The organism is Suilimivivens aceti, from assembly GCF_025567405.1.
Taxonomy (GTDB): Bacteria; Bacillota; Clostridia; order Lachnospirales; family Lachnospiraceae; genus Suilimivivens; species Suilimivivens aceti.
Genome location: NZ_JAOQKJ010000017.1, coordinates 1 through 22716, shown reverse-complemented (window position 1 = coordinate 22716; position 22716 = coordinate 1). Strand labels below are relative to the sequence as shown.

The window sequence follows — 22716 nt, the reverse complement described above, 5'->3', positions numbered from 1 at the left end:
AAGGAGTGCCAAAATGTCAGAAACAAAGCAAGAAGGATACCAGCCGATGACATTCGATGCCATCAAGATTGGTTTAGCATCACCTGAGAAAATCAGAGAGTGGTCAAGAGGCGAGGTAACAAAGCCGGAAACCATTAACTACAGAACCTTAAAGCCTGAAAAGGATGGTCTGTACTGTGAAAGAATTTTCGGACCCAGCAAGGACTGGGAGTGTCATTGTGGTAAATATAAGAAGATCAGATATAAGGGCGTTGTCTGCGACAGGTGTGGTGTAGAGGTTACGAAGTCCAGTGTCCGCAGAGAGCGTATGGGACATATCGAACTGGCCGCACCGGTTTCCCATATCTGGTATTTCAAGGGAATCCCAAGCCGTATGGGACTGATCCTGGATCTGTCCCCCAGGGTACTGGAGAAGGTTCTTTACTTTGCATCCTATATCGTACTGGATGCAGGGGAAACAAACCTTGAATATAAGCAGGTTCTTTCCGAGAAGGAATATCAGGATGCAAGAGATACCTGGGGCAGTAAATTCCGTGTAGGAATGGGTGCAGAGGCGATCAAGGAGCTTCTGCAGGCCATTGACCTTGAGACAGAGGCAGAGGAATTAAAGTCCGGACTGAAGGATTCTACCGGACAGAAGAGAGCAAGGATCATCAAGAGACTGGAAGTTGTAGAAGCTTTCAGAGAGTCCGGAAACGAACCCTCCTGGATGATCATGGATGCAATCCCGGTTATTCCACCGGATCTGCGTCCCATGGTACAGCTTGACGGTGGACGTTTCGCAACCTCCGACCTGAATGATCTGTACAGAAGGATTATTAACAGAAACAACCGTCTGAAGAGACTGCTTGAGCTTGGTGCTCCGGATATCATCGTCCGTAACGAGAAGAGAATGCTGCAGGAAGCTGTAGATGCCCTGATCGATAACGGAAGAAGAGGAAGACCGGTAACAGGACCTGGTAACAGAGCACTGAAGTCTCTGTCTGACATGCTGAAAGGTAAGTCCGGACGTTTCCGTCAGAACCTGCTTGGTAAGCGTGTTGACTATTCGGGACGTTCCGTTATCGTCGTTGGACCTGAACTGAAGATCTATCAGTGTGGTCTGCCGAAGGAAATGGCAATTGAATTATTCAAGCCCTTCGTTATGAAGGAGCTGGTATCAAGAGGCATTTCCCAGAATATTAAGAATGCAAAGAAACTGGTAGAGAGACTGGATACTCAGGTATGGGATGTGTTGGAAGAGGTCATCAAGGAACATCCGGTTATGCTGAACCGTGCTCCTACACTGCACAGACTTGGTATTCAGGCATTTGAGCCGATTCTGGTTGAAGGTAAGGCAATCAAGCTTCATCCCCTTGTATGTACAGCGTTCAACGCTGACTTTGATGGTGACCAGATGGCTGTACACCTTCCTCTTTCCGTAGAGGCACAGGCAGAATGCCGTTTCCTGCTCCTGTCTCCCAACAACCTGTTAAAGCCGTCTGATGGTGGTCCGGTAGCCGTTCCTTCACAGGATATGGTGCTTGGTATCTACTATCTGACTCAGGAGAGACCTGGTGCAGTCGGTGAAGGCAAGTTCTTCAAGAGTGTTAATGAAGCAATTCTGGCTTATGAGAACGGGGCTTGTACCCTTCATTCCAGAATCAAGGTAAGAGTGAGCAAGACTAATGCTGCCGGTGAGGTGATCACTGGAACTGTAGAATCTACACTGGGACGTTTCCTGTTCAATGAGATCCTTCCCCAGGATCTTGGTTATGTGGACAGAAGCAAGGAAGAGAACTTCCTGCTTCCTGAGGTGGATTTCCATGTAGGTAAGAAGCAGTTAAAGCAGATCCTTGAAAAGGTCATCAATACACACGGAGCATCCAAGACCGCAGAGGTGCTGGATCTGATCAAGGCTACCGGATACAAGTACTCCACAAGAGCAGCCATGACAGTATCCATTTCCGATATGACCGTGCCTGAAAGAAAGCCCCAGATGCTGGCAGAGGCACAGGCCACTGTTGATAAGATATCCCAGAACTTCAGACGTGGTCTGATCACAGAAGAAGAAAGATACCGTGCCGTAGTTGAGACATGGAACGAAACAGATAAGGAGCTGACAGACGTTCTGCTTGCAGGACTTGATAAATATAACAATATCTTCATGATGGCTGACTCCGGTGCCCGTGGTTCCAATCAGCAGATCAAGCAGCTGGCAGGTATGCGTGGACTGATGGCAGATACAACAGGTAGAACCATCGAACTGCCGATTAAGTCAAACTTCCGTGAAGGTCTGGACGTACTGGAATACTTCATGTCCGCACATGGTGCACGTAAGGGTCTGTCTGATACTGCTCTTCGTACCGCTGACTCCGGTTACCTGACAAGACGTATGGTTGACGTGTCGCAGGATCTGATCATCCGTGAGGTTGACTGTATGGAAGGTGCCGAGAATATTCCCGGTATGACAGTAAGGGCATTTATGGATGGTAAGGAAACCATCGAAGGATTAAAGGATCGAATTACAGGAAGATATTCCTGCGAGGAGATTAAAGATAAAGACGGCAATGTGATCGTTAAGAAGAACCACATGATCACACCGAGCCGTGCAGCCAGGATCTTAAGCGTAGGCGTAGATCAGGATGGCAACCCGGTAGAAAGCGTAAAGATCCGTACGATCCTTACCTGCCGTTCCCATATTGGTATCTGTGCAAAGTGCTATGGCGCGAACATGGCTACCGGTGAGGCAGTACAGGTTGGTGAAGCAGTTGGTATCATTGCAGCACAGTCTATCGGTGAGCCCGGTACACAGCTGACCATGAGAACCTTCCATACCGGTGGTGTTGCCGGTGATGATATCACACAGGGTCTTCCCCGTGTAGAGGAGCTTTTTGAAGCCAGGAAGCCCAAGGGACTTGCGATCATCGCTGAGTTTGGCGGTGTGGCAGCCATTAAGGATACCAAGAAGAAGCGTGAGGTTATTATCACCAATCATGAGACAGGTGAGACCAAGGCTTATCTGATCCCTTACGGATCCAGAATCAAGGTTCTGGACGGTGCAGTGCTTGAAGCCGGTGATGAACTGACTGAAGGTAGTGTTAACCCTCACGATCTGTTAAAGATCAAGGGGATTCGTGCCGTACAGGATTATATGATCCGTGAAGTTCAGAGAGTATACCGTCTGCAGGGTGTTGATATCAGTGACAAGCATATCGAAGTCATTGTACGTCAGATGCTGAAGAAGGTCAGAATCGAAAACAACGGAGATACAGATTTCCTGCCTGGAACACTGGTAGATGTTCTGGATTATGAAGATATGAACGAACAGCTCATCGCAGAAGGTAAGGAGCCTGCAGAAGGAAAGCAGGTAATGCTTGGTATCACCAAGGCAGCACTGGCTACGAACTCCTTCCTGTCAGCAGCATCCTTCCAGGAGACCACCAAGGTTCTGACAGAAGCTGCGATCAAGGGTAAGGTTGATCCGCTGATCGGTCTGAAGGAAAATGTTATTATCGGTAAGCTGATTCCTGCAGGTACAGGTATGAAGCGTTACCGCAACATCAAACTCAGCACAGATGATAAGCTTGATGGAACCATCGGAGGAGATGATCTGATCGATTTTGGTGATGACATTGATCCGGAGGAAGAAATCAGCATTGATGAAACAGCTGAGGATACAACGGAAGACACTGCAGAGGCAGAAGAAACCGTAAAGGCAGAAGAATAAGAAATAAAAAGAGGCTCTGCCGGCAAAATGCCGGTGGGGCTTTTTTTGTGCGCCTGGTGGTGTGCGTTTCTGATACTTGTTTTTGGAATATGCCTGCTGTAAACGTGTTGTAATTTAGCGGAACAGTACAAAAAAAGGCATCAGCAGGGTGAGCAGCAGTACAAAGAAGCTGATGTAGATCGTAGATTTAAAATAGATGAAGTCGGATTTCTGCTGACTGACGATCCGGGGGAACGGGATTGTATTTGGCGTCATCTTGCAGGCGGAAAAAACATTCTGCAGGGTAGTATCTGCTTTTTCAATACTCAGTTTTGGCTTTTTCATAGGATTATTCTCTTTCTTCCAGATATTTTTTCATCTGCTTTAAAGCAGTATGGTGATGGCGTTTGATGCTGCTGAGGCTGACGCTGCAGGCTTTGGAGATTTCCTCCATGGTCAGGTCGTTGAAATAGCGAAGTACAATGATCTGCTGTTCCATGAGGGACAGACTGTCGATAGCCTGTTTGAGCAGTGAACGTACGGCATTTTTGGTACAGAACTCTTCCGGAGTGTTCTGGCTATCAGCAAAATTCAGAAGCTCAAACAGCTCACTGGAAGAAAATTCTACCTTGCTCTTACGGATGGCAATATCATAGCATACATGAAAAGCGATCGTATTAAGCCATGAAATGAACAGCTCCGGCTCTTTCAGGTCCGGCAGCTTTTTCATGACCTGAATGTAGATCTCCTGGAGAGCATCCTGGGCAAGATACGTGTCTTTCAGATAGTAGCAGGCATAATTATATATTTTGTTGTAAGTAAGTCCATAAAGCTGGGCAAATGCATTACTGTCATTTTCTTCTACAAAGAGGCTGACAAGCATGGCAATCTGCCTGTGATTGTAATTCGCCATAATTATCTTTCATAAAAAGAAATTAAAATCAGTGGTGGAGCTTATTGGAGGTATGGGCAAATAATTGTCCAAGATCCGTAAAATTACATTCCTGGTTTAAGGTATAGCAGGAAGAAAACTGGATTGGAGTTTTGTGACTGTTATAGGAAGTAATTTCTTTTCCAAAATCAGCAAGGAACTGTTCAGTTTTTTCCTGAGAAGCATTTTCCATTACAAGTACAAATTCATTTCCATTATTTCTGCCAACAAAACCATAGGGTTTTCCCACCTTTTCCAGAATTTCAGAAAAATCCTGTAAAGCAGCATCTCCACTGCTGCGCCCCAGGGAGGTGTTGATCCTATCCAGATTGGAAATACGCAGCATACAGCAGCCAAGTGAAGGGAGCGAGCCAGGAGCAATATGGTCAGCAAGGAATTTATCCAGACAATGTCTGTTAGGGATGCTGGTCAGGTCGTCCAGATAGACGAGCCGGTTCAGTTCCCTTGATTCTGCTGAAAGAGAGCGGAGCAAAGTCAGATCCCATAGAAGGAAAATGAGAAAGCTGACTACTGATACCCATACAGCAGCGCAAAAGCAGGCAAGGGCAGGAGAATCAGATAATGCTGCCTGGAAGCTCCTCTGCATAAATATAATAAAGAAAACCAGATCTATGCCGATTGTCAGGGTCAGCTGGATCAGCTTGGCTCTTTTTAAACGGTAGATAGAATTATCCTTTTGCATAAAGGAAGTTCCTCCAATATTATGATTAGTAGCTGTCTTTGATCATATTATATAAGAAGAAACACTGCAGAGGCAACAGCTTTTGCAAAAACAGCAGACTTTTGAAAGGATCAAAAATAATAATAACAGAAAAGCGAAAAAAACGAAAAAATTTTGCCCTGATGTGAGCTGTTGCAGCAGAAAAATACGTCTTTATATATAGAAAAAGTAAAGTGGATTGACGGGATCTGTTGTGTAAAAGAGAAAAGGAGAATTCAATGAGAAGACGAAATATGGGAAATAAAGTGGTAAAGAGAGCGATTACCTGGGCAATGGTACTGATGCTTTCCTTTTCTGCTGGTCTTAGCAGCATGGCAACCATGACTGTTTATGCGGTAGATAACCGTGTGGATGACTGTGAGCTGGAAAAGGAACGCGTGGACTCTACAGCAGAGAGATTCAATGATAAGGAAACCTCAGAGGATCCTGCTGCAGAAGCTGCTTTAGCGAAGGCGGATGAGGCAAAAAATGCTGCGGAAGATGCAGCAAAAACAGTGGAAAACCTGCAGAAAACGATAGATGGTCTTGAGGTGGAGAAAAAGGTTGAAGCTGCCGGAGCAAAGGGGACAGGTGAAACGGAGTCTACCGGTGCTGTGAAAGCAGCGGAGGATGCGGCTGCATCAGCAGAGGCTGCGGCTGGTACGGCAGCAAAGACAGCAGCGGAGGCAGAGGCAAAGAAGGATGATATCAGCAAAATCGCAGAAGATTATAATAAGACCTTCGAAAACAATCAGTCTGCAGCAGACAGTGTTACTGCAGAGGGACTTACTTCTGTAAAGGGGGAGAATGGTGCTTCAGATACAGAATTAGACAAGTATGTTGAGGAGCAGGCGAAGGCAGCCAAGGAGGCACAGAAGGAAGCACAGGCTAAGCTGGAGGAGGCTCTTAAGGGTGGAGCAGCAGATGATAAGGTATCAACTGCAGATGGAGAAAAAACAGTGAAGGAACTGGTAGGCGAGGTCGATCAGGCAGCGGCTGATGCAGCTAAAGCAGCAGATGATGCGCAGGCAGCAGTCGATCAGGCAAACCAGAATGTGGCAGATGCCAAAGTAAAATATAATTCCTATGCGATGATGTACGGACTTCCGCTTTATGGTGAAAAAGGTGTTACTTATACCTATGATGCAGACAGCTTTGCCAAAGCGGGCATTACTGATGCTGTGCTTCAGGCAGAGATCCAGAAGCAGGTAGCCGACAGAAATGCGGTAAATGCGGGAAAAGAAGAAATCGAAAATGCGGATATCACAGCACTTGAAAAAGAAATTCAGAATGCTAAAACTACTGCAGATACCGCACAGGAAACCGCAAAGGATGCAGTGAAGGCTGCAAAGGCAGCAGAGAAGGCAGCAGAGGATGCGAAAAAACTGCTTACAAATGAAGAAGGTACCGGATCTGTAGATAAGACAAATACAGCAGCTGAAGAAGCTATGAAGGAGAAAAAAGAGGCGGGTGAAAAATTAGAAGCTATTGATGATGTGAAGAAAGCGCTTTCTGACAGCTCTGATGGAATCAATCAGGTAGAGTATGATAAGGAATTAAATGCCTGGGCCAATACTACCTTTGACAAATATGATGAGGCAAAGGCAAGCTGGAAATTTTGGGAGACAATAAAAGAGTACGCAGATATTTATGACGATGCCAAAGATACCAGAAGGTGGATGGATAATGAGTATAATGCATCCAAAGTACAGGAGATCTTTAATTATCTTGGAATCACCCAGTGGGCTGTCAGCACGGCGCAGAGAGAGGCTGCTATGGATGCCATCATAAAGGCATACCGTGAAAATATGGCAGAATATGAAAAGCAGCTTGCTGCAATCAATGCGCAGGATGCGAAGAACAGTGCAGAAGCCTCTGCAAAAGCAGCAGAGGATATTGCAAAAACAGCAGAGGCATCAAAGAATGCGGCACAGGCGGCGGAAAATGTGATCAGTACAGCACAGGATACGATTACTGCAGCTGAGGATACTTACAATGATGCGAAGGCAAAACTGGATGCGGTGAAGGCTGCAGCGAAAAATGTGAAGACACCTACTACGCTGGAGCTGCAGAGACTGTTTGAACAGATCCAGAAAGCAGAGCAGAAGGTAAAGGATACAGAGGAGTCTTTAAAGGAAGCAGTAGCAGCGAAAAATGCAGCAGAGAACTTCAAGAAATGGGCAGATTCCCTGATCACCGGCCAGTATACAAGAGCTTATGCACAGGCAGCAGCTGATGAAAATGGAAAGAAAACACCATTGACTGAAAACCTGAAAAATTATGATACCTCCAATGATAAAGTAATTTCCAGACCTACCAGTGACTTTGTATGTGTATCCAAGGGAACCAGTTCTGTAAAGGTACCTTATACTATTTACAGGGATTATGTAAATCTGATGTATCAGGAGGATTATGATTCCAAGCCAAGAGGAAAAGGAATCTCCACTGGATCAAAAATGGATGTGATTTACTGGGAAGTTGGAACGGATGGAAAGCTGTCAGGAAATTACTTTACAAGCCTGGACGAACTGACAACAGGCAGTACGTATTTTATTGGATATACCTTTAAGTATGAAAATGATGGATATCATATTGATGGGCTGATGTATAAATACGAGGACAGTAAGGAAGAACCGACAACATCACCGAGTGAAGCTCCTTCAACAGCACCCAGTACAACACCGTCCACGGCTCCAACCGGTGGTGATGGTGGAACCACTGGAACCACCGTGACCATCGAGGATCAGTCAGTGCCGCTTGCAGCAGTTCCGGCGGATGCACCGGCAGTTCTCGGTGCAAGAAGAGCAGCACAGGATGAGGAACCGGCAGTTCTTGGTGTGAAGAGGGGGACAGACCAGGCAGTACTTGGCAAGAGAAGAAGCCAGAAGACAGGGGACAGTACAGAAGTATTCGCATGGGCAGGAGCTATGGCAATAGCAGGAGCGGCAGCAGTCGTATCCTGCACAAAGCTGGCAAGGAAAAAAGAAGAAGAGTAAAATCCATTTTCTGACAGAATATTTGTCAGCATATGTTTATGACAGGAAAACTCCGTGTATACTGATAATGGTATAGACGGAGTTTTTGCCTTAATTTTAGCGATTTTTTACAGGGAAAGATATTGACAAGGAAAAAGGAAGCAATTATACTAATCTAGTGTGCGGCAAAAGGCATATACTTTTTGTGTGCACAGAAACTTTTTGATCTTATATACAGGAGGTGAAACAGAATGCCAACATTTAACCAGTTAGTCAGAAAAGGACGTCAGACATCAGTTAAGAAGTCAACGGCTCCTGCTTTACAGAAAGGATGGAACTCCCTTCATAAGAAAGCAACCGATACTTCTGCTCCTCAGAAGAGAGGTGTTTGTACTGCTGTTAAGACTGCAACCCCTAAGAAGCCTAACTCAGCTCTGAGAAAGATTGCCAGAGTTCGTCTTTCCAATGGAATCGAAGTAACAAGCTACATTCCCGGTGAAGGACACAATCTGCAGGAACACAGCGTTGTTCTGATCAGAGGTGGTAGAGTAAAGGACTTACCCGGTACCAGATATCACGTAATCAGAGGTACACTGGATACTGCGGGAGTTGCAAACAGAAAGCAGGCCCGTTCCAAATATGGTGCCAAGAGACCTAAGGCAGCTAAATAAGTTTTTGGAACAGATTGGACCCACAAACAGAACTAATTATAGTGTTGGAATTCTGTTAGTATAGAACAGACTTACCCGCACGAACACAATATGTGTATTAAATTAGAACGACACACTGTGAGTACCGATGATTTATTATTTAATAAGGAGGGAAGAACCGTGCCACGTAAAGGACATATTCAGAAAAGAGATGTGTTAGCAGATCCTTTATACAACAATAAGGTTGTTACCAAGCTGATCAACAACATCATGTTAGATGGTAAGAGAGGCGTAGCACAGAAGATTGTATACGGCGCATTTGCTACAGTAGAAGAGAAATCCGGTAAGCCGGCTCTTGAAGTTTTCGAAGAGGCTATGAACAACATCATGCCTGTTCTGGAATGTAAAGCAAGACGTATCGGTGGTGCTACCTATCAGGTGCCTATCGAAGTTAGACCTGACAGACGTCAGGCACTTGGTCTCCGTTGGTTAACAATGTTTTCTCGTAAGAGAGGCGAAAAGACCATGGTAGACAGACTTGCAAATGAAATTCTTGATGCTGCAAACAATACAGGTGCTGCAGTTAAGAGAAAAGAAGACATGCACAAAATGGCAGAAGCAAACAAGGCATTTTCACATTATCGTTTCTAAGCCTTGCCTTTTGCCCGGACTAATATAAGGAGGAAAAACCTTTGGCTGAAAGAGAATATCCATTAGAGCGAACCAGAAACATTGGTATTATGGCTCACATCGATGCTGGTAAGACTACTCTGACAGAGCGTATTCTGTACTACACCGGTGTCAACTACAAGATTGGTGATACTCACGAAGGTACTGCTACCATGGACTGGATGGAACAGGAGCAGGAAAGAGGTATTACTATCACATCAGCCGCTACAACATGCCACTGGACTTTGGAAGAGAACTGCAAGCCTAAGCCGGGTGCACTGGAGCATCGTATCAATATCATTGATACCCCTGGACACGTAGACTTTACTGTAGAAGTAGAGCGTTCACTTCGTGTACTGGATGGTGCTGTTGGTGTCTTCTGTGCAAAGGGTGGTGTAGAGCCTCAGTCAGAAAACGTATGGCGTCAGGCTGATACCTATAATGTTCCGAGAATGGCTTTCATCAACAAGATGGACATTTTAGGTGCCAACTTCTACGGAGCCGTAGAACAGATCAAGACAAGACTTGGCAAGAATGCAATCGTTCTTCAGTTACCCATTGGTAAGGAAGATGAATTCAAGGGAATCATTGATCTTTTTGAAATGAAGGCATATATCTACAATGACGATAAGGGTGAAGATATTACCATTACTGATATCCCGGACGACATGAAGGATGATGCTGAATTATATCGTTCCGAACTCATCGAGAAGATCTGCGAATTAGATGACGATCTGATGATGATGTATCTGGAAGGTGAAGAACCTTCTGTAGAGGAAATGAAGAAAGTATTAAGAAAAGCAACCTGTGAGTGTACAGCTGTTCCCGTCTGCTGCGGTTCTGCATACAGAAACAAGGGTGTACAGAAGCTCCTTGATGCAATTCTTGAGTACATGCCTGCTCCTACAGATATCCCTCCTATTAAGGGAACTGACCTGGACGGCAACGAAGTTGTAAGACATTCTTCTGACGAGGAGCCATTCTCAGCGCTTGCGTTCAAGATCATGGCCGATCCTTTCGTTGGAAAGCTTGCATTCTTCAGAGTTTATTCCGGTACAATGAACTCCGGTTCTTATGTACTGAATGCTACAAAAGATAAGAAAGAGCGTGTAGGACGTATCCTTCAGATGCACGCAAACAAGAGAGCAGAGCTGGATAAGGTTTACTCCGGTGATATCGCTGCTGCAGTAGGCTTCAAGTTTACTACAACAGGTGATACAATCTGTGATGAACAGCATCCTGTTATTCTGGAATCCATGGAATTCCCTGAACCCGTTATTGAGCTTGCTATCGAGCCCAAGACAAAGGCAGGACAGGGCAAGATGGGTGAAGCTCTTGCAAAGCTTGCTGAAGAAGATCCTACTTTCAGAGCTCATACTGATCAGGAAACCGGTCAGACCATTATCGCTGGTATGGGCGAGCTGCATCTGGAAATCATCGTAGACAGACTCCTTCGTGAGTTCAAGGTAGAAGCTAACGTTGGTGCACCTCAGGTTGCATACAAGGAAACCTTTACCAAGGCTGTGGATGTTGATTCCAAGTACGCTAAGCAGTCCGGTGGTCGTGGACAGTACGGTCACTGTAAAGTTAAGTTCGAGCCCCTGGAAGCAAACTGCGAGAAGTTCGAGTTTGATCCTAAGGCAAACATCCTGATCAACGATCCGCCTACCCTGTTATTCGAATCCACTGTAGTCGGTGGTGCTATTCCGAAGGAATACATCCCTGCAGTTGGTGAAGGTATCCAGGAAGCAGCTCAGGCTGGTATTCTTGGAGGATTCCCTGTACTTGGCGTTCACGCTACTGTATATGACGGATCCTACCATGAAGTCGACTCTTCAGAAATGGCATTCCACATTGCCGGATCCATGGCATTCAAGGACGCTATGGCAAAGGCATCACCTGTACTTCTTGAGCCTATCATGAAGGTAGAGGTTACAATGCCTGAAGAATATATGGGAGATGTAATTGGTGACCTGAACTCACGTCGTGGACGTGTAGAAGGTATGGATGATATCGGAGGAGGCAAGATGGTTCGTGCATTCGTTCCGCTTTCCGAAATGTTCGGTTATTCCACAGACCTTCGTTCCAAGACACAGGGCCGTGGTAACTACTCCATGTTCTTCGAAAAGTACGAGCCCGTTCCGAAGAACGTTCAGGAAAAGGTACTTGCTGCAAAAACAAAGTAATTAAATAAAGAAAAACTTGAAAATATCGGACATCTTTAATATAATCAAAGATAGCTGATTTATAGTAAAACGAGTAAACAATTTAATTTTATTAAGGAGGATTTTTAGAAATGGCTAAAGCGCATTTTGACAGAACCAAACCCCATTGTAATATTGGTACCATCGGTCACGTAGACCATGGTAAAACAACTCTGACAGCAGCAATCACAAAGGTTCTTGCTGCAAGAGTTCCTGGTAACGAAGCTACAGATTTCGAGAACATCGATAAGGCTCCCGAAGAGAGAGAAAGAGGTATTACCATTTCTACTGCTCACGTTGAGTATTCTACAGCTAAGAGACACTATGCACACGTTGACTGCCCTGGCCATGCTGACTACGTTAAGAACATGATCACAGGTGCTGCTCAGATGGATGGTGCTATCCTTGTTGTAGCTGCTACTGATGGTGTTATGGCTCAGACAAAGGAGCACATCCTTCTGTCCCGTCAGGTAGGTGTACCTTACATCATCGTATTCCTTAACAAGTGTGATATGGTTGACGATCCTGAGCTGATCGAGCTGGTTGAGATGGAAGTTACAGAGCAGCTTGAAGAGTACGGATTCGAAGGATGCCCTATCATTAAGGGTTCCGCTCTTAAGGCTCTTGAAGATCCCAACGGCGAGTGGGGCGACAAGATCATGGAACTTATGGATACAGTTGATTCTTATATTCCTGATCCTGAAAGAGCAACAGACAAGCCTTTCCTTATGCCTGTTGAGGACGTATTCACAATCACAGGTCGTGGTACCGTTGCTACTGGTAGAGTAGAGCGTGGTACTCTTCACCTTAACGAGGAAGTTGAAATCGTTGGTATTAAGGAAGAGACACGTAAGACTGTTGTAACTGGTATCGAAATGTTCCGTAAGCTCCTTGATGAGGCTCAGGCTGGTGATAACATCGGTGCTCTGCTTCGTGGTGTTCAGAGAACAGATATCGAAAGAGGACAGGTTCTTGCAAAGCCCGGCACAGTAACATGCCATAAGAAATTTACCGCTCAGGTTTACGTTCTTACCAAGGATGAAGGTGGACGTCATACACCTTTCTTCAACAACTACAGACCTCAGTTCTACTTCAGAACAACTGACGTAACAGGTGTCTGCAACCTTCCTGCTGGTACAGAAATGTGCATGCCTGGTGATAACGTAGAAATGACTATCGAGCTGATCCATCCTATCGCTATGGAGCAGGGTCTTACATTCGCTATCCGTGAAGGTGGACGTACTGTAGGATCAGGACGTGTTGCTACAATCATCGAGTAATCATTGATTTCGTATCATAGAAACTTAAATACAAGCCGCAATTCCTCATTTTATGAGGAGTTGCGGTTTTCTTTTATTAGCGGAAGATGGTCGAACACAAAGAAAAGCCCACTTCAAGATTTCTCTCAAAATGGGCTTGTGATACAAATTTGATACACGTCAAAAAAACAAACAATTATCCGGTGTATCTGTGGTACGGACATTATATGTATTATTTCTAATCTTCAGTGTGCGGTCAGTTAATCTTCCATTCAAAATACTCTTCTTTGGTAATTTTACCGGAGGCTAAGTCCTCTTTTTTCTTTTTCCAGGTATTCAGGAAATCATCCAGTAAAGAATAATCAAAACCAACCGCAATATGTTTCTCAGTATTCTGCAAGTATTATAGCGTTGCTGGAAGTGGTGTGCCGAACATCTTTAATGTTTGGGCAGACGAAGGCTGGGAAGAACCAGTGATTGAGGAGAGATTTGATCCGGACAGAACGGTATTGTCGCTTTCTTTTTTAAAAAAAGTGACGGAAAAAGTGACGAAAAAAACGCAAGAAAAATACGATGCTATTTTGAACGCTATGCAGCCTGATAAGTGATATAAGGCTTCTGAATTTGAAGACGTTGCCGATGTTAAAGAATCAAGAATTAAAGTGCTCCTTAAGGATTTGTCGGAGCAAGGTTTGATTGAGAGTACTGGTAGTATAAAGGGTAAGATGTATAAGAGATTAATTTGATAAAACTAAAAATTTAGATGAATATGCTAGGGAGGACGTAATGGCAATTAAGGAATACAATGTTTATTAGAATTAATGAAGGGGTAGCTGTTAATAATGCTGAAAAGAGAAATGCATATGGTGGGAAACTGATTCAGAAAATTCGTGTTTGCTGCGCAGATCATATCTTTTTTAACAAAACAATAGCATTTGAAAATGGGCGTGATATAACAGCGAAATGATTGCATGTCAAGAACACAGGGAAACATAATATTAGTTGATAATTTTATGAAAATTGAATATACTATTGGTGTAAGGAAAGTAAGGAATGCATTGCTTTTGAAAGGAGGACTTTATATGGAATTAGCAAAAGTAACATCCAAAGGACAAGTGACAATACCTATCGAAATCCGTAAAAAACTTGGTATTAAGAATGGAGATAAAATTCTGTTTGTGGAAGAGGCCGGAAAAATTTATATGTTGAATTCTTCCATGGATGCATTACGTGAAGCACAGAGGGCATTTGCAGGAGAGGCTGAAAGACTTGGGCTTCATGATGACAATGATGTAATGGAAATGATCAAAGAGATTAGGGAAGAAAGCGTGGTGAAGTAGATGCGGATTATGCTGGATACGAATGTGCTGATATCGGCGCTGCTTTTTCCCGGCAGTAAAATGGATACCTTAATGAATTGTATTTTTACAAGGCATCAACTTGTACTGTCATCTTATGTAGTAGAGGAACTTAAGAACGTTGTAAAGAGAAAATTTCCCAATAAGGAACACGTAATTAACAAATTGTTGGTGGCAATGAGCTATGAGTATGTATACACACCCAATGATCTGGAGGAAGGCTTATTTGATATTCGGGATATCAAAGACTATCCGGTACTTTACACAGCAATTATTGAGGATGTGGATATTCTTATCACCGGAGACAAGGATTTCAAGGACATTGATATAGAAAAGCCGGAGATTATGACACCAACAGAATTTCTGGAGTTTTATTTATAGGTGTTAAAAGAAAAATAAACGGAGATAGAGACGCGGCGTCCGGTTACTTTGGCAGCCTCTACCTTTGCAGAAACTTCAGTATAGATAGCTTCTGTTAATTTTTTCCCAGAATGCCGATGGCTTTTTTAACACATCAAGAGCATCCTGAGCATCACGGAGTTCACGCTTAAGGCGAGCGATTTCCTTCTCTTCTTCGGAAGCGTAACTACCGGAACCAATAACGGGAATATCGCCATCGTTATCTCTGAACTGGGCTTCCCAGCGGGCAAGGGTACTGACACCGATCCCTAGGTTCCTTGCACATTCAACCTGTGTAAGATCAGGATGTTCCTTGCGATAGTTGATGGCATCCAACTTGAACTGCTTGGTGTGATGAGCTGTTTGTCGTGACATAATGAGTTCCTCCATTTTCTTTATTATACAACACTTAAGGGGATTTGCAACGAATCAGGGATTAACAGTACATAGGAATATGTAGTAATGCATGACTGAAAACCTGATAAATAAGGCTGAATGATGAGTAATACATAATGGTACAAGAAGGGTAAAACTCATTCAGGCCGTGTTGCTACTATCATCGAGTAATCATTGACAGATAGTGTATAGCTAATATTTTGGGGAAGTACTTGTACTTCCCCAATTTTTCTATAATTTTCTAATCAAACATATTTTGGGGTCATATTTAGGGCACACTTCCGTGCCAGATATTTCAATATCAGAACTTGGTTTGGACAATCATACTGCTCTCGGCTTTCTTGCTACCTAATCGTACTGCTCGAAACACGAAAGATAAGCAAAAGCAGTAAAAATTAGTCAGAAAAGCATAAATAAATAAAGCTTTTACTGCCTGAGAAATAAATAAAGAATAAATAGCCGTATTTTTCCTGACAAGTAAAAGAAAAATACAGATTGAAGAGTGAAAAAGGGGAAATTTTTATTTTATACAAAATAAAGAATGAAATCGAAACACTGGAGAAGGGGCTCGTATGTCTAGAGAATGAACTTAAGGGTTTGCCAGGCGGAACGCTACGGTGTACAAGCAGTAATGGAACAGATCAATTTTTTATAAACGGGAAATATGCGAATAAAAGGCAGATGAATACAATACAGGGAATCATACAGAGAGAATATGATGAAAAATTGCAGGTGGCGCTAAAAAAGAGGCTGCAGATTTTACGTGAACTTGAGAAAAACTATAGTTCCAGAGAACCTGAAAAATGTTTTGAAAGGTTATGTAAGGCTCGTAAAAAGCATGTGAAACCGCTTTTCAAGACTGTGGAAGAGCAGATTGAGGAGTTTTTGAATGAAGAATAGTGACATGCAGACCTGATTTTACTGTTATAAATAAAAGGACAGGAAAAATGTTTCTTTATGAACATCTTGGGAAAATGGATGACGAGAATTATGTTGCTTCCAATATGCGTAAACTTGATTTATATGAAAAGAACGGATACTTACTGGGAGAGAGCCTGATTATTACACATGAAACGAGTACAGCTCCTTTAAATATGAAAGTTGTAGATTCCTATATCAAAACCTATTTTCTTTAATGATTCAAAGGATTTGGGACAGGAGAAACTGGTCAAGGAAGCTGACAATAAAAAGTGGTAAGGAAAATTGACGAGAGAAACCGGATAGGATATTGAGCAGATACAGCAGAAATGATAATATAAAAAAGAGTTATGACAATTGGTAAGACGTAAGAAAGAAATAAATACATTCAAGTCTGTTTAAATATATTCGAATACACTCAAATACAAGCATTCAGGAGGTTACTATGGGCACAGAGTTAAACTGGGCAGTTCTTGGAACGGGAGTTATTGCAAACCAGATGGCACAGGCACTGCAGAAAATAGGAAAACCGTTATATGCGGTAGGCAACAGAACCTACGAAAAGGCAGTAGAGTTTGCAAAGAGGTATGGCATTCAGAAGGTGTACCCGCAGATCGATGATATGTTTGAGGATGAGGCGGTGGATATCGTTTATATCACAAGCCCTCATAATACCCATTATGGATTTATGAAAAAAGCACTGGAGCATGGAAAGCATCTCCTGGTGGAGAAATCCATTACCCTGAACAGCGAAGAGCTGGATGAGATGATCGCCCTTGCCAGAGAAAAACATCTGATTCTGGCAGAGGCTATGACGATCTGGCATATGCCGATCTATAAAAAACTTTGGGAGATTGTGGAAAGTGGTGAGCTTGGCAAAGTCCAGATGATCACTGTGAACTTTGGAAGCTTTAAGGAATATGATATGAAGAACCGTTTCTTCAATATGAATCTGGCAGGAGGCGCTCTTCTGGATATTGGTGTTTATGCCCTTTCTATCGTGAGGAGCTTTATGACAGAGAAGCCTGCTGATATCGTAAGCCAGTGGAAACCGTCTCCGGCAGGGTCGGATGAGCAGGCGGCGATTCTTCTGAAGAATAAAGACGGGCAGATGGCGACAGTTGCCCTTTCCCTGCATTCCAAGCAGCCCAAGCGTGCTATGATCAGCTGCGAAAAGGGATATATAGAAATCATGGAATATCCAAGAGCGGACAGGGCAAAGATCGTGGATGCAAGTACCGGTGAGAAGAAAGAAATCTCCTGTGGTAAGACCGAGGATGCACTTTTTTATGAAATGACAGATATGGAAAGAGCTGTTGAGAGTGGGGATGAAACAGAAATGTATCTGAACTATACAAAGGATGTAATGGATATTATGACAGGACTCAGAAGGGAATGGGGACTTAAGTATCCAGAGGAGATGTGATGAAGATACAGGAACAGTTATTTGCACTGCAGGATAAAGAATACAGGGATTTTCAGAGTAAACTGGTTCCTGGAATTGACAGGGAAACGATCATAGGGATAAGAATACCTGCGATGAGAAAGCTGGCAAAGAGCTATGCAAAGGAGCAGGAGAGTAGAGAGTTTCTGCAGTGCCTGCCGCATACCTATTATGATGAAAACATACTGCACGCACTGTTGGTTTCGGATATAAACGATTATCAGGAATGTGTAGAGGCAGTAGACAGATTCCTGCCTTTTGTGGATAACTGGGCAGTCTGCGATATTTTTTCTCCAAGGGTATTTAGAAAGAACAGAGAAGATCTGATAGGCAGGATCAGAAAATGGTCCGCATCCAGGGAACCTTATACGTGCCGGTTTGGCATGAAAATGCTGATGACGCATTTCCTTGAGGGGGATTTCAGAGAGGAATATCTGGAGATACCTGCCGCAGTCCACTCTGATGAGTATTATGTGAATATGATGACAGCCTGGTTTTTTGCAACAGCACTTGCCAGACAGTGGGAAAAAACAATTCCCTATATAGAGGAGAAAAGACTGGACCGGTGGATTCAGAATAAGACAATACAGAAGGCAAGGGAAAGCTACCGGATTACAGATGAGCAAAAGGAGTATTTGAAAAAGTTTAAGATAAAATGTCAAAAGTGCAACGCTATATTGAAAAATGACGGTCAATATAGTATTCTTAAGAAGAAGTAAATCATGGGGGGTAAGAATCATGAAATCAATTAAAGCAAAAATTATTGCAGGCATTATCAAATGCACATTGCTTTCTTCTGCTTCTATTGGATTTTTGAGTATCAAGGATATTTATCAGACTTCCGATCAGGGTGCAGAAAAAGAAATGACACTGACATGCCTGAATGGACAAAGCGAGATCAATGCACAGATCGCCCAAATCGCCCAGTCAGTGGATACCTTAAGCAGCATTGCAATGGAAAGACTGGATTTTTCAAAATTTAAAGGAAATAATACATATGTAACACAATATACAGAATCTCTGATGAGTGATGTGGTTAAATTTGGAGAAAACACCGATGGTGCAATTTGCGTTTATGTACGGTATAATCCTGATTTCACAGCTCCTACATCAGGGATTTTTCTGACCAGAAACAGTACAGAGGAGCCATTTACCAGTTCAACACCAACGGATTTCACTATGTATGAGAAAACAGATCTGGAACATGTGGGCTGGTATTACATACCGGTGCAGAATGGTGCGCCGATCTGGATGGAGCCCTATCTGAATGGAAATGTTAATATTTATATGATTTCCTACGTGGTTCCACTATATGCTGACGGGGAGTCTGTAGGTATCATAGGTATGGATATTGATTTCTCCAAGATTACCGGAATGGCAGAAAGTGTAAAAGCGTTTGAAACAGGATATTCCTTCCTGTACAATGCGGATGGAAAGATCATGTATCATCCGGAGCTTGATAATGGGACAGGGCTGGACCAGCTCGGATTTACACAGGCAGATCAGGAATTCCTGTGTAATCCTGAAAATGCCGGTAAGATCATGGATTATACTTCCCAAAAAGAAAAAGAAAATATTGTTTTCTATGAGCTTAGTAATGGCATGTATCTGGCACTGACGGCACCGCGCGCAGAGATCACAGAAGGTGCTGTAAGCCTGTCAGCAGGTCTTGGTGGGATTGTACTGGTATGTCTGCTGCTCAGTATCGTACTTGGGGTGATCATAAGTATAAATATTGGCAAACCGATTTCGGGAATTACAGCAGTCATAAGGCAGACTGCGGATCTGAATTTTAAAAAGACTGAAAGCGGAGAGAAGCTTACCAAAAGGAAGGATGAAACCGGCATGATGGCCTGTGCTGTCGGTGATATGAGAAAGGCATTCCGCAGCTTTGTGAGTGATATTACAGAAACTGAAACGGCTATCCTGACAGATATGGACAAGCTGAATGAGATTATGCAGACAAACAGTGAAATGGCAGAGGATAATTCAGCCACGACACAGGAAATGGCTGCCGGAATGGAAGAAACTACTGCAAGTACCTCGATGATCACAGAGAATATCAATGGGATTAAGCAGAGTACGGAGGAGATCAGAAGTCTGTCAAAAGAAGGAAAGGAAACTTCCGGAGAGGTAAAGGGAAGGGCAGACAGACTGCAGCGTACTACCGTGGATTCCAGCAACAAGGCAATGGAAATTTATCAGGAAATGAAAGGTAAGACGCAGGAAGCCATAGAAAGATCAAAGGCAGTGGAACAGATCAATAATCTGACTGATAATATCAGACAGATTTCCTCCCAGACAAATCTGCTTGCACTGAATGCGAACATTGAAGCAGCGCGTGCAGGTGAAGCGGGAAAAGGATTTGCAGTGGTGGCAACAGAGATTGGTAATCTTTCCAACCAGACCTTTGAAACAGTAAACGGTATCAATGAAATGGTGGAAGAGGTTAATGGTGCTGTTGAAAATATGACGGACTGCATTACGAGGATCATGGACTTCCTTGAGAACACAGTTGTGCTGGACTATAATTCTTTCAGACAGATCGGAGAAGAATATCAGGCAGATGCCAATACCTTTGCGGAAGCAATGAGCAGGATCAATCAGGAAATTGCAGATCTGGATAGTAAAATAAGCGATATAGCAGAGTCTATTGAAAACGTCAGTGATACGGTAAGCCAGTCTGCAGAGGGGGTAAATCAGATTGCAGAGAAATCTACAGAAGCAGCGTCCAAAACAGCAGAAGGATATGCACTGCTTAATGAGTGCAGGGAAAGTATCGGCCAGCTCCGCAAGATAATAGAAAAATTCCAGATATAAAAACAAGATGGGAAAAACCGTATCTGAAAGAGTATTGTATTTTTATATTTTTCTTGACGGAAGATGAGGAAGAAACTAGAATAGAATCTATAGATGAAGCTAAGACAAAAGGAGCAATGACAAATGAAAAAAATTGAAAAAATGATAAAGGACAGGCCGATAGCGAAGAAGCTCAGTCTTATATTCCAATTTATATTGATTGCATATCTTATGCTGGCAGCAATTGGATTTGTTGGTATGGTCCAGGCTAAGAATTATGTAGGAATGGCAATTATTGTCGTGATCATGTTGGTAAGTATCTGGTTTAACAATGTGCGGTTACAGAGTATTCTGAGTAAAACACTGGTTGAACCGATCAAAAATCTGGTTGAGGCATCCGAGAAAATTTCTTCCGGTGATTTTGAAATAGGAGTTCCCTATGAGGCCGAGGATGAACTGGGAGAACTGTCAGACAGCTTTGAAACAGCAGCAGGGGTTCTTGATAAGGTTGTTCTTGATCTGTATAGTATTGTCAGACAGTTTTCTGATGGAAATTTTGATGTACAAAGCTCCTGTCCGGATGCTTATGTAGGAAGGCTGCGTAGCGTTCTGGATGAACTGAATGCAATGGTTGATAAGGTAAGCTCTACGATGCACGGTATTCAGGATTCTTCTGAGCAGGTATCCGCAGGAAGTAACCAGCTTGCCGAGAGCGCACAGGATATTGCAGAGGGGGCTACAAACCAGGCGGCAGCGGTTGAAGAACTGGTAGCAACCGTTGATGAGGTAACCAATCAGGTATTAGAGAACACTAAATCTACTGATATTGTACATGATAAAGCTAAGCAGGTAGGGGTGGAGGCTGCTAACAGCCAGAAGAAGATGGACGAGCTTGTTGATGCTATGAAGAAGATCAACATCACTACCCAGAATATTGAAAAGATCATTGCTGATATTGAAAATATCGCATCTCAGACCAATCTCCTTTCCCTGAATGCTTCTATCGAGGCAGCACGTGCAGGAGAGGCAGGACGTGGATTTGCAGTAGTAGCTGACCAGATCAGACAGCTTGCAGAAGAAAGTGCAAACTCTGCAGTAGAATCGAAGAAACTGATTGAAGAGTCATTAAATGAGGTTGAGGTTGGTAATAAGGTTACCAAGGAAACCGGTGATGCCATGAAGGAAGTCATGAATGAGCTCGACAAGATTATTCAGGAGGTTGCCAATATCAGAACTGCATCTGACAGACAGGCTGTATCCGTTAAGGAGATCCGTAAGGGTGTAGAGGATATCAATGATGTTATCCAGTCTAATTCAGCAGCAGCTCAGGAGACCTCAGCAACCAGTGAAGAGCTTTCCGCATCAGCAGCTACCTTAAATGAACTGCTTGACAAGTTTAAGCTTCGTGCTTAATGAAAGATAAAATAAGATGGAGAGACCTGGAGAGATCCGGGTCTTTCTTTTTTTGTACACAAAATGAACTGGTTGATGTCCAGAAATGAAAAAAGCTTCAGTGACCTTGATATGGGTGGAAAGCATATCCGGAACAGAGAGAATTCTTTACGGCGGGAGAGGATAGATTCCACGAAAGAGAGAGTAGTTCTCCCAACTGTAGGTTGATTCTATGGTCAGCTGCCGTTATGCTGACAGCAGAAAGAGAGGAAAAGCAGATGGATCAGAAAAAGATAGGAAACTTTATTGCAAAGCTGAGAAAAGAAAAGGGGATGACACAAAGGGAACTTGCAGAAAGACTATGCGTCAGTGACAAGACGGTTTCTAAGTGGGAATGCGGAGTTTCCCATAGTTAAAGATACCACACCAAATATGATGAACCCACGCTTATACACTACCAGCTATAATAAACCGCAAGGACAGCAATTTGATACTGCTGTCCTTGCTTTTATAAAATTGCAGTACACAGAAAAAAGCTGTAAAATGATAAATATATTTGTCCTTGTAACATTTCACGGACATTTGCCTGTTATACTATCTGCAAAAAGCAAAGGAAGTGAGGATATGAAGCAGATTTTAATTGTCGAGGACGACAGTTTTTTGAATAAGATGTTGGCCTATAACCTGACCGCAGACGGCTACGGCGTGACTTCTGCCCTAAATGCCAGAACCGCAGCCGACGCCATCCGCCAGCGGGAATTTGATTTAGTGCTGCTGGACATCAACCTGCCGGACGGGAACGGCTTTGAGCTGTGCAAGCTAATAAAGCCTCAGCACCCGGACACCATCGTAATATTCCTGACCGCCAACGATCAGGAGAGCGACCAGATACGGGGCTATGAGGTGGGCGCGG

The 22716-nt window shown here is 43.4% G+C and carries 20 protein-coding genes and 1 pseudogene; 17 read left to right on the top strand and 4 right to left on the bottom strand.

The window, feature by feature from the left end; all coding sequences use genetic code 11:
* Positions 1-13: 13 nt before the first annotated feature.
* Entirely contained in the window at positions 14-3709 is a 3696-nt protein-coding gene (gene rpoC / locus OCV77_RS14995; protein WP_262575824.1) for a DNA-directed RNA polymerase subunit beta', read from the top strand.
* A 114-nt stretch (positions 3710-3823) separates the two neighbouring features.
* On the opposite strand, the gene OCV77_RS14990 is transcribed toward rpoC, so the two are convergent.
* Genes OCV77_RS14990 through OCV77_RS14980 form a run of 3 tightly spaced genes read right to left on the bottom strand, consistent with a single transcriptional unit; the run spans position 3824 to position 5322 of the window.
* On the bottom strand, positions 3824-4033 hold the full coding sequence (locus tag OCV77_RS14990; RefSeq protein ID WP_262575823.1) for a hypothetical protein: 210 nt from the start codon (positions 4031-4033) through the stop codon (positions 3824-3826).
* A gap of 4 nt (positions 4034-4037) precedes the next feature.
* Positions 4038-4601 carry an RNA polymerase sigma factor gene (locus OCV77_RS14985; RefSeq protein ID WP_262575821.1) on the bottom strand — a complete coding sequence of 188 codons (564 nt, stop codon included), beginning with the start codon at positions 4599-4601 and terminating at the stop codon, positions 4038-4040.
* A gap of 28 nt (positions 4602-4629) precedes the next feature.
* Positions 4630-5322, bottom strand: coding sequence for a GGDEF domain-containing protein (locus OCV77_RS14980; protein WP_262575820.1), 693 nt, complete (start codon positions 5320-5322; stop codon positions 4630-4632).
* Between the two features lie 257 nt (positions 5323-5579).
* Here OCV77_RS14980 and OCV77_RS14975 point away from each other — a divergent pair, with 257 nt between their 5' ends.
* From OCV77_RS14975 to OCV77_RS14940, 8 genes are all read left to right on the top strand, one after another.
* Positions 5580-8336: a hypothetical protein gene (locus tag OCV77_RS14975; protein ID WP_262575819.1), complete on the top strand. Its 2757-nt coding sequence runs from the start codon at positions 5580-5582 to the stop codon at positions 8334-8336.
* A gap of 230 nt (positions 8337-8566) precedes the next feature.
* Positions 8567-8986, top strand: a complete 420-nt coding sequence (rpsL, locus tag OCV77_RS14970) for a 30S ribosomal protein S12 (RefSeq protein ID WP_118799057.1) — start codon at positions 8567-8569, stop codon at positions 8984-8986.
* 159 nt (positions 8987-9145) lie between these two features.
* Complete coding sequence (gene rpsG / locus OCV77_RS14965) at positions 9146-9616, top strand: 30S ribosomal protein S7 (protein WP_262575818.1); 471 nt, start codon at positions 9146-9148, stop codon at positions 9614-9616.
* Between the two features lie 41 nt (positions 9617-9657).
* Positions 9658-11820, top strand: coding sequence for an elongation factor G (fusA, locus tag OCV77_RS14960; RefSeq protein ID WP_118799059.1), 2163 nt, complete (start codon positions 9658-9660; stop codon positions 11818-11820).
* 110 nt (positions 11821-11930) lie between these two features.
* A complete protein-coding gene (gene tuf / locus OCV77_RS14955) occupies positions 11931-13118 on the top strand; it encodes an elongation factor Tu (protein WP_262575815.1) in 1188 nt (395 codons plus the stop codon).
* Between the two features lie 404 nt (positions 13119-13522).
* Entirely contained in the window at positions 13523-13705 is a 183-nt protein-coding gene (locus OCV77_RS14950; protein ID WP_262575814.1) for a hypothetical protein, read from the top strand.
* A gap of 363 nt (positions 13706-14068) precedes the next feature.
* Positions 14069-14437, top strand: coding sequence for an AbrB/MazE/SpoVT family DNA-binding domain-containing protein (locus OCV77_RS14945; protein WP_317246646.1), 369 nt, complete (start codon positions 14069-14071; stop codon positions 14435-14437).
* Positions 14438-14836 carry a putative toxin-antitoxin system toxin component, PIN family gene (locus tag OCV77_RS14940; protein ID WP_262575812.1) on the top strand — a complete coding sequence of 133 codons (399 nt, stop codon included), beginning with the start codon at positions 14438-14440 and terminating at the stop codon, positions 14834-14836.
* 75 nt (positions 14837-14911) lie between these two features.
* Here the strand turns inward: OCV77_RS14940 and OCV77_RS14935 are convergent, their stop codons facing one another.
* A complete protein-coding gene (locus tag OCV77_RS14935; protein ID WP_262575810.1) occupies positions 14912-15229 on the bottom strand; it encodes a transposase in 318 nt (105 codons plus the stop codon).
* A gap of 516 nt (positions 15230-15745) precedes the next feature.
* Here OCV77_RS14935 and OCV77_RS14930 point away from each other — a divergent pair.
* From OCV77_RS14930 to OCV77_RS14895, 8 genes and pseudogenes are all read left to right on the top strand, one after another.
* Positions 15746-16150 (top strand): hypothetical protein, encoded by a 405-nt coding sequence (locus OCV77_RS14930; protein ID WP_262575808.1) that lies wholly within the window; start codon positions 15746-15748, stop codon positions 16148-16150.
* Positions 16151-16197: 47 nt separating this feature from the next.
* Positions 16198-16386, top strand: coding sequence for a hypothetical protein (locus tag OCV77_RS14925; RefSeq protein ID WP_262575806.1), 189 nt, complete (start codon positions 16198-16200; stop codon positions 16384-16386).
* A 227-nt stretch (positions 16387-16613) separates the two neighbouring features.
* Entirely contained in the window at positions 16614-17594 is a 981-nt protein-coding gene (locus OCV77_RS14920; RefSeq protein ID WP_262575805.1) for a Gfo/Idh/MocA family protein, read from the top strand.
* Positions 17594-18331, top strand: coding sequence for a DNA alkylation repair protein (locus OCV77_RS14915; RefSeq protein ID WP_262575804.1), 738 nt, complete (start codon positions 17594-17596; stop codon positions 18329-18331). The genes OCV77_RS14920 and OCV77_RS14915 overlap by 1 nt, the downstream gene beginning before the upstream one ends.
* Positions 18332-18350: 19 nt before the next feature.
* Positions 18351-20432 carry a methyl-accepting chemotaxis protein gene (locus OCV77_RS16455; RefSeq protein ID WP_317246645.1) on the top strand — a complete coding sequence of 694 codons (2082 nt, stop codon included), beginning with the start codon at positions 18351-18353 and terminating at the stop codon, positions 20430-20432.
* A 123-nt stretch (positions 20433-20555) separates the two neighbouring features.
* Positions 20556-21824: a methyl-accepting chemotaxis protein gene (locus tag OCV77_RS14905; RefSeq protein WP_262575803.1), complete on the top strand. Its 1269-nt coding sequence runs from the start codon at positions 20556-20558 to the stop codon at positions 21822-21824.
* Positions 21825-22081: 257 nt separating this feature from the next.
* Positions 22082-22210, top strand: a pseudogene (locus OCV77_RS14900) (helix-turn-helix domain-containing protein); the annotation flags it as partial.
* Between the two features lie 217 nt (positions 22211-22427).
* Positions 22428-22716: response regulator (locus OCV77_RS14895; protein ID WP_262575801.1), on the top strand; the 289-nt coding region annotated here is incomplete at its 3' end.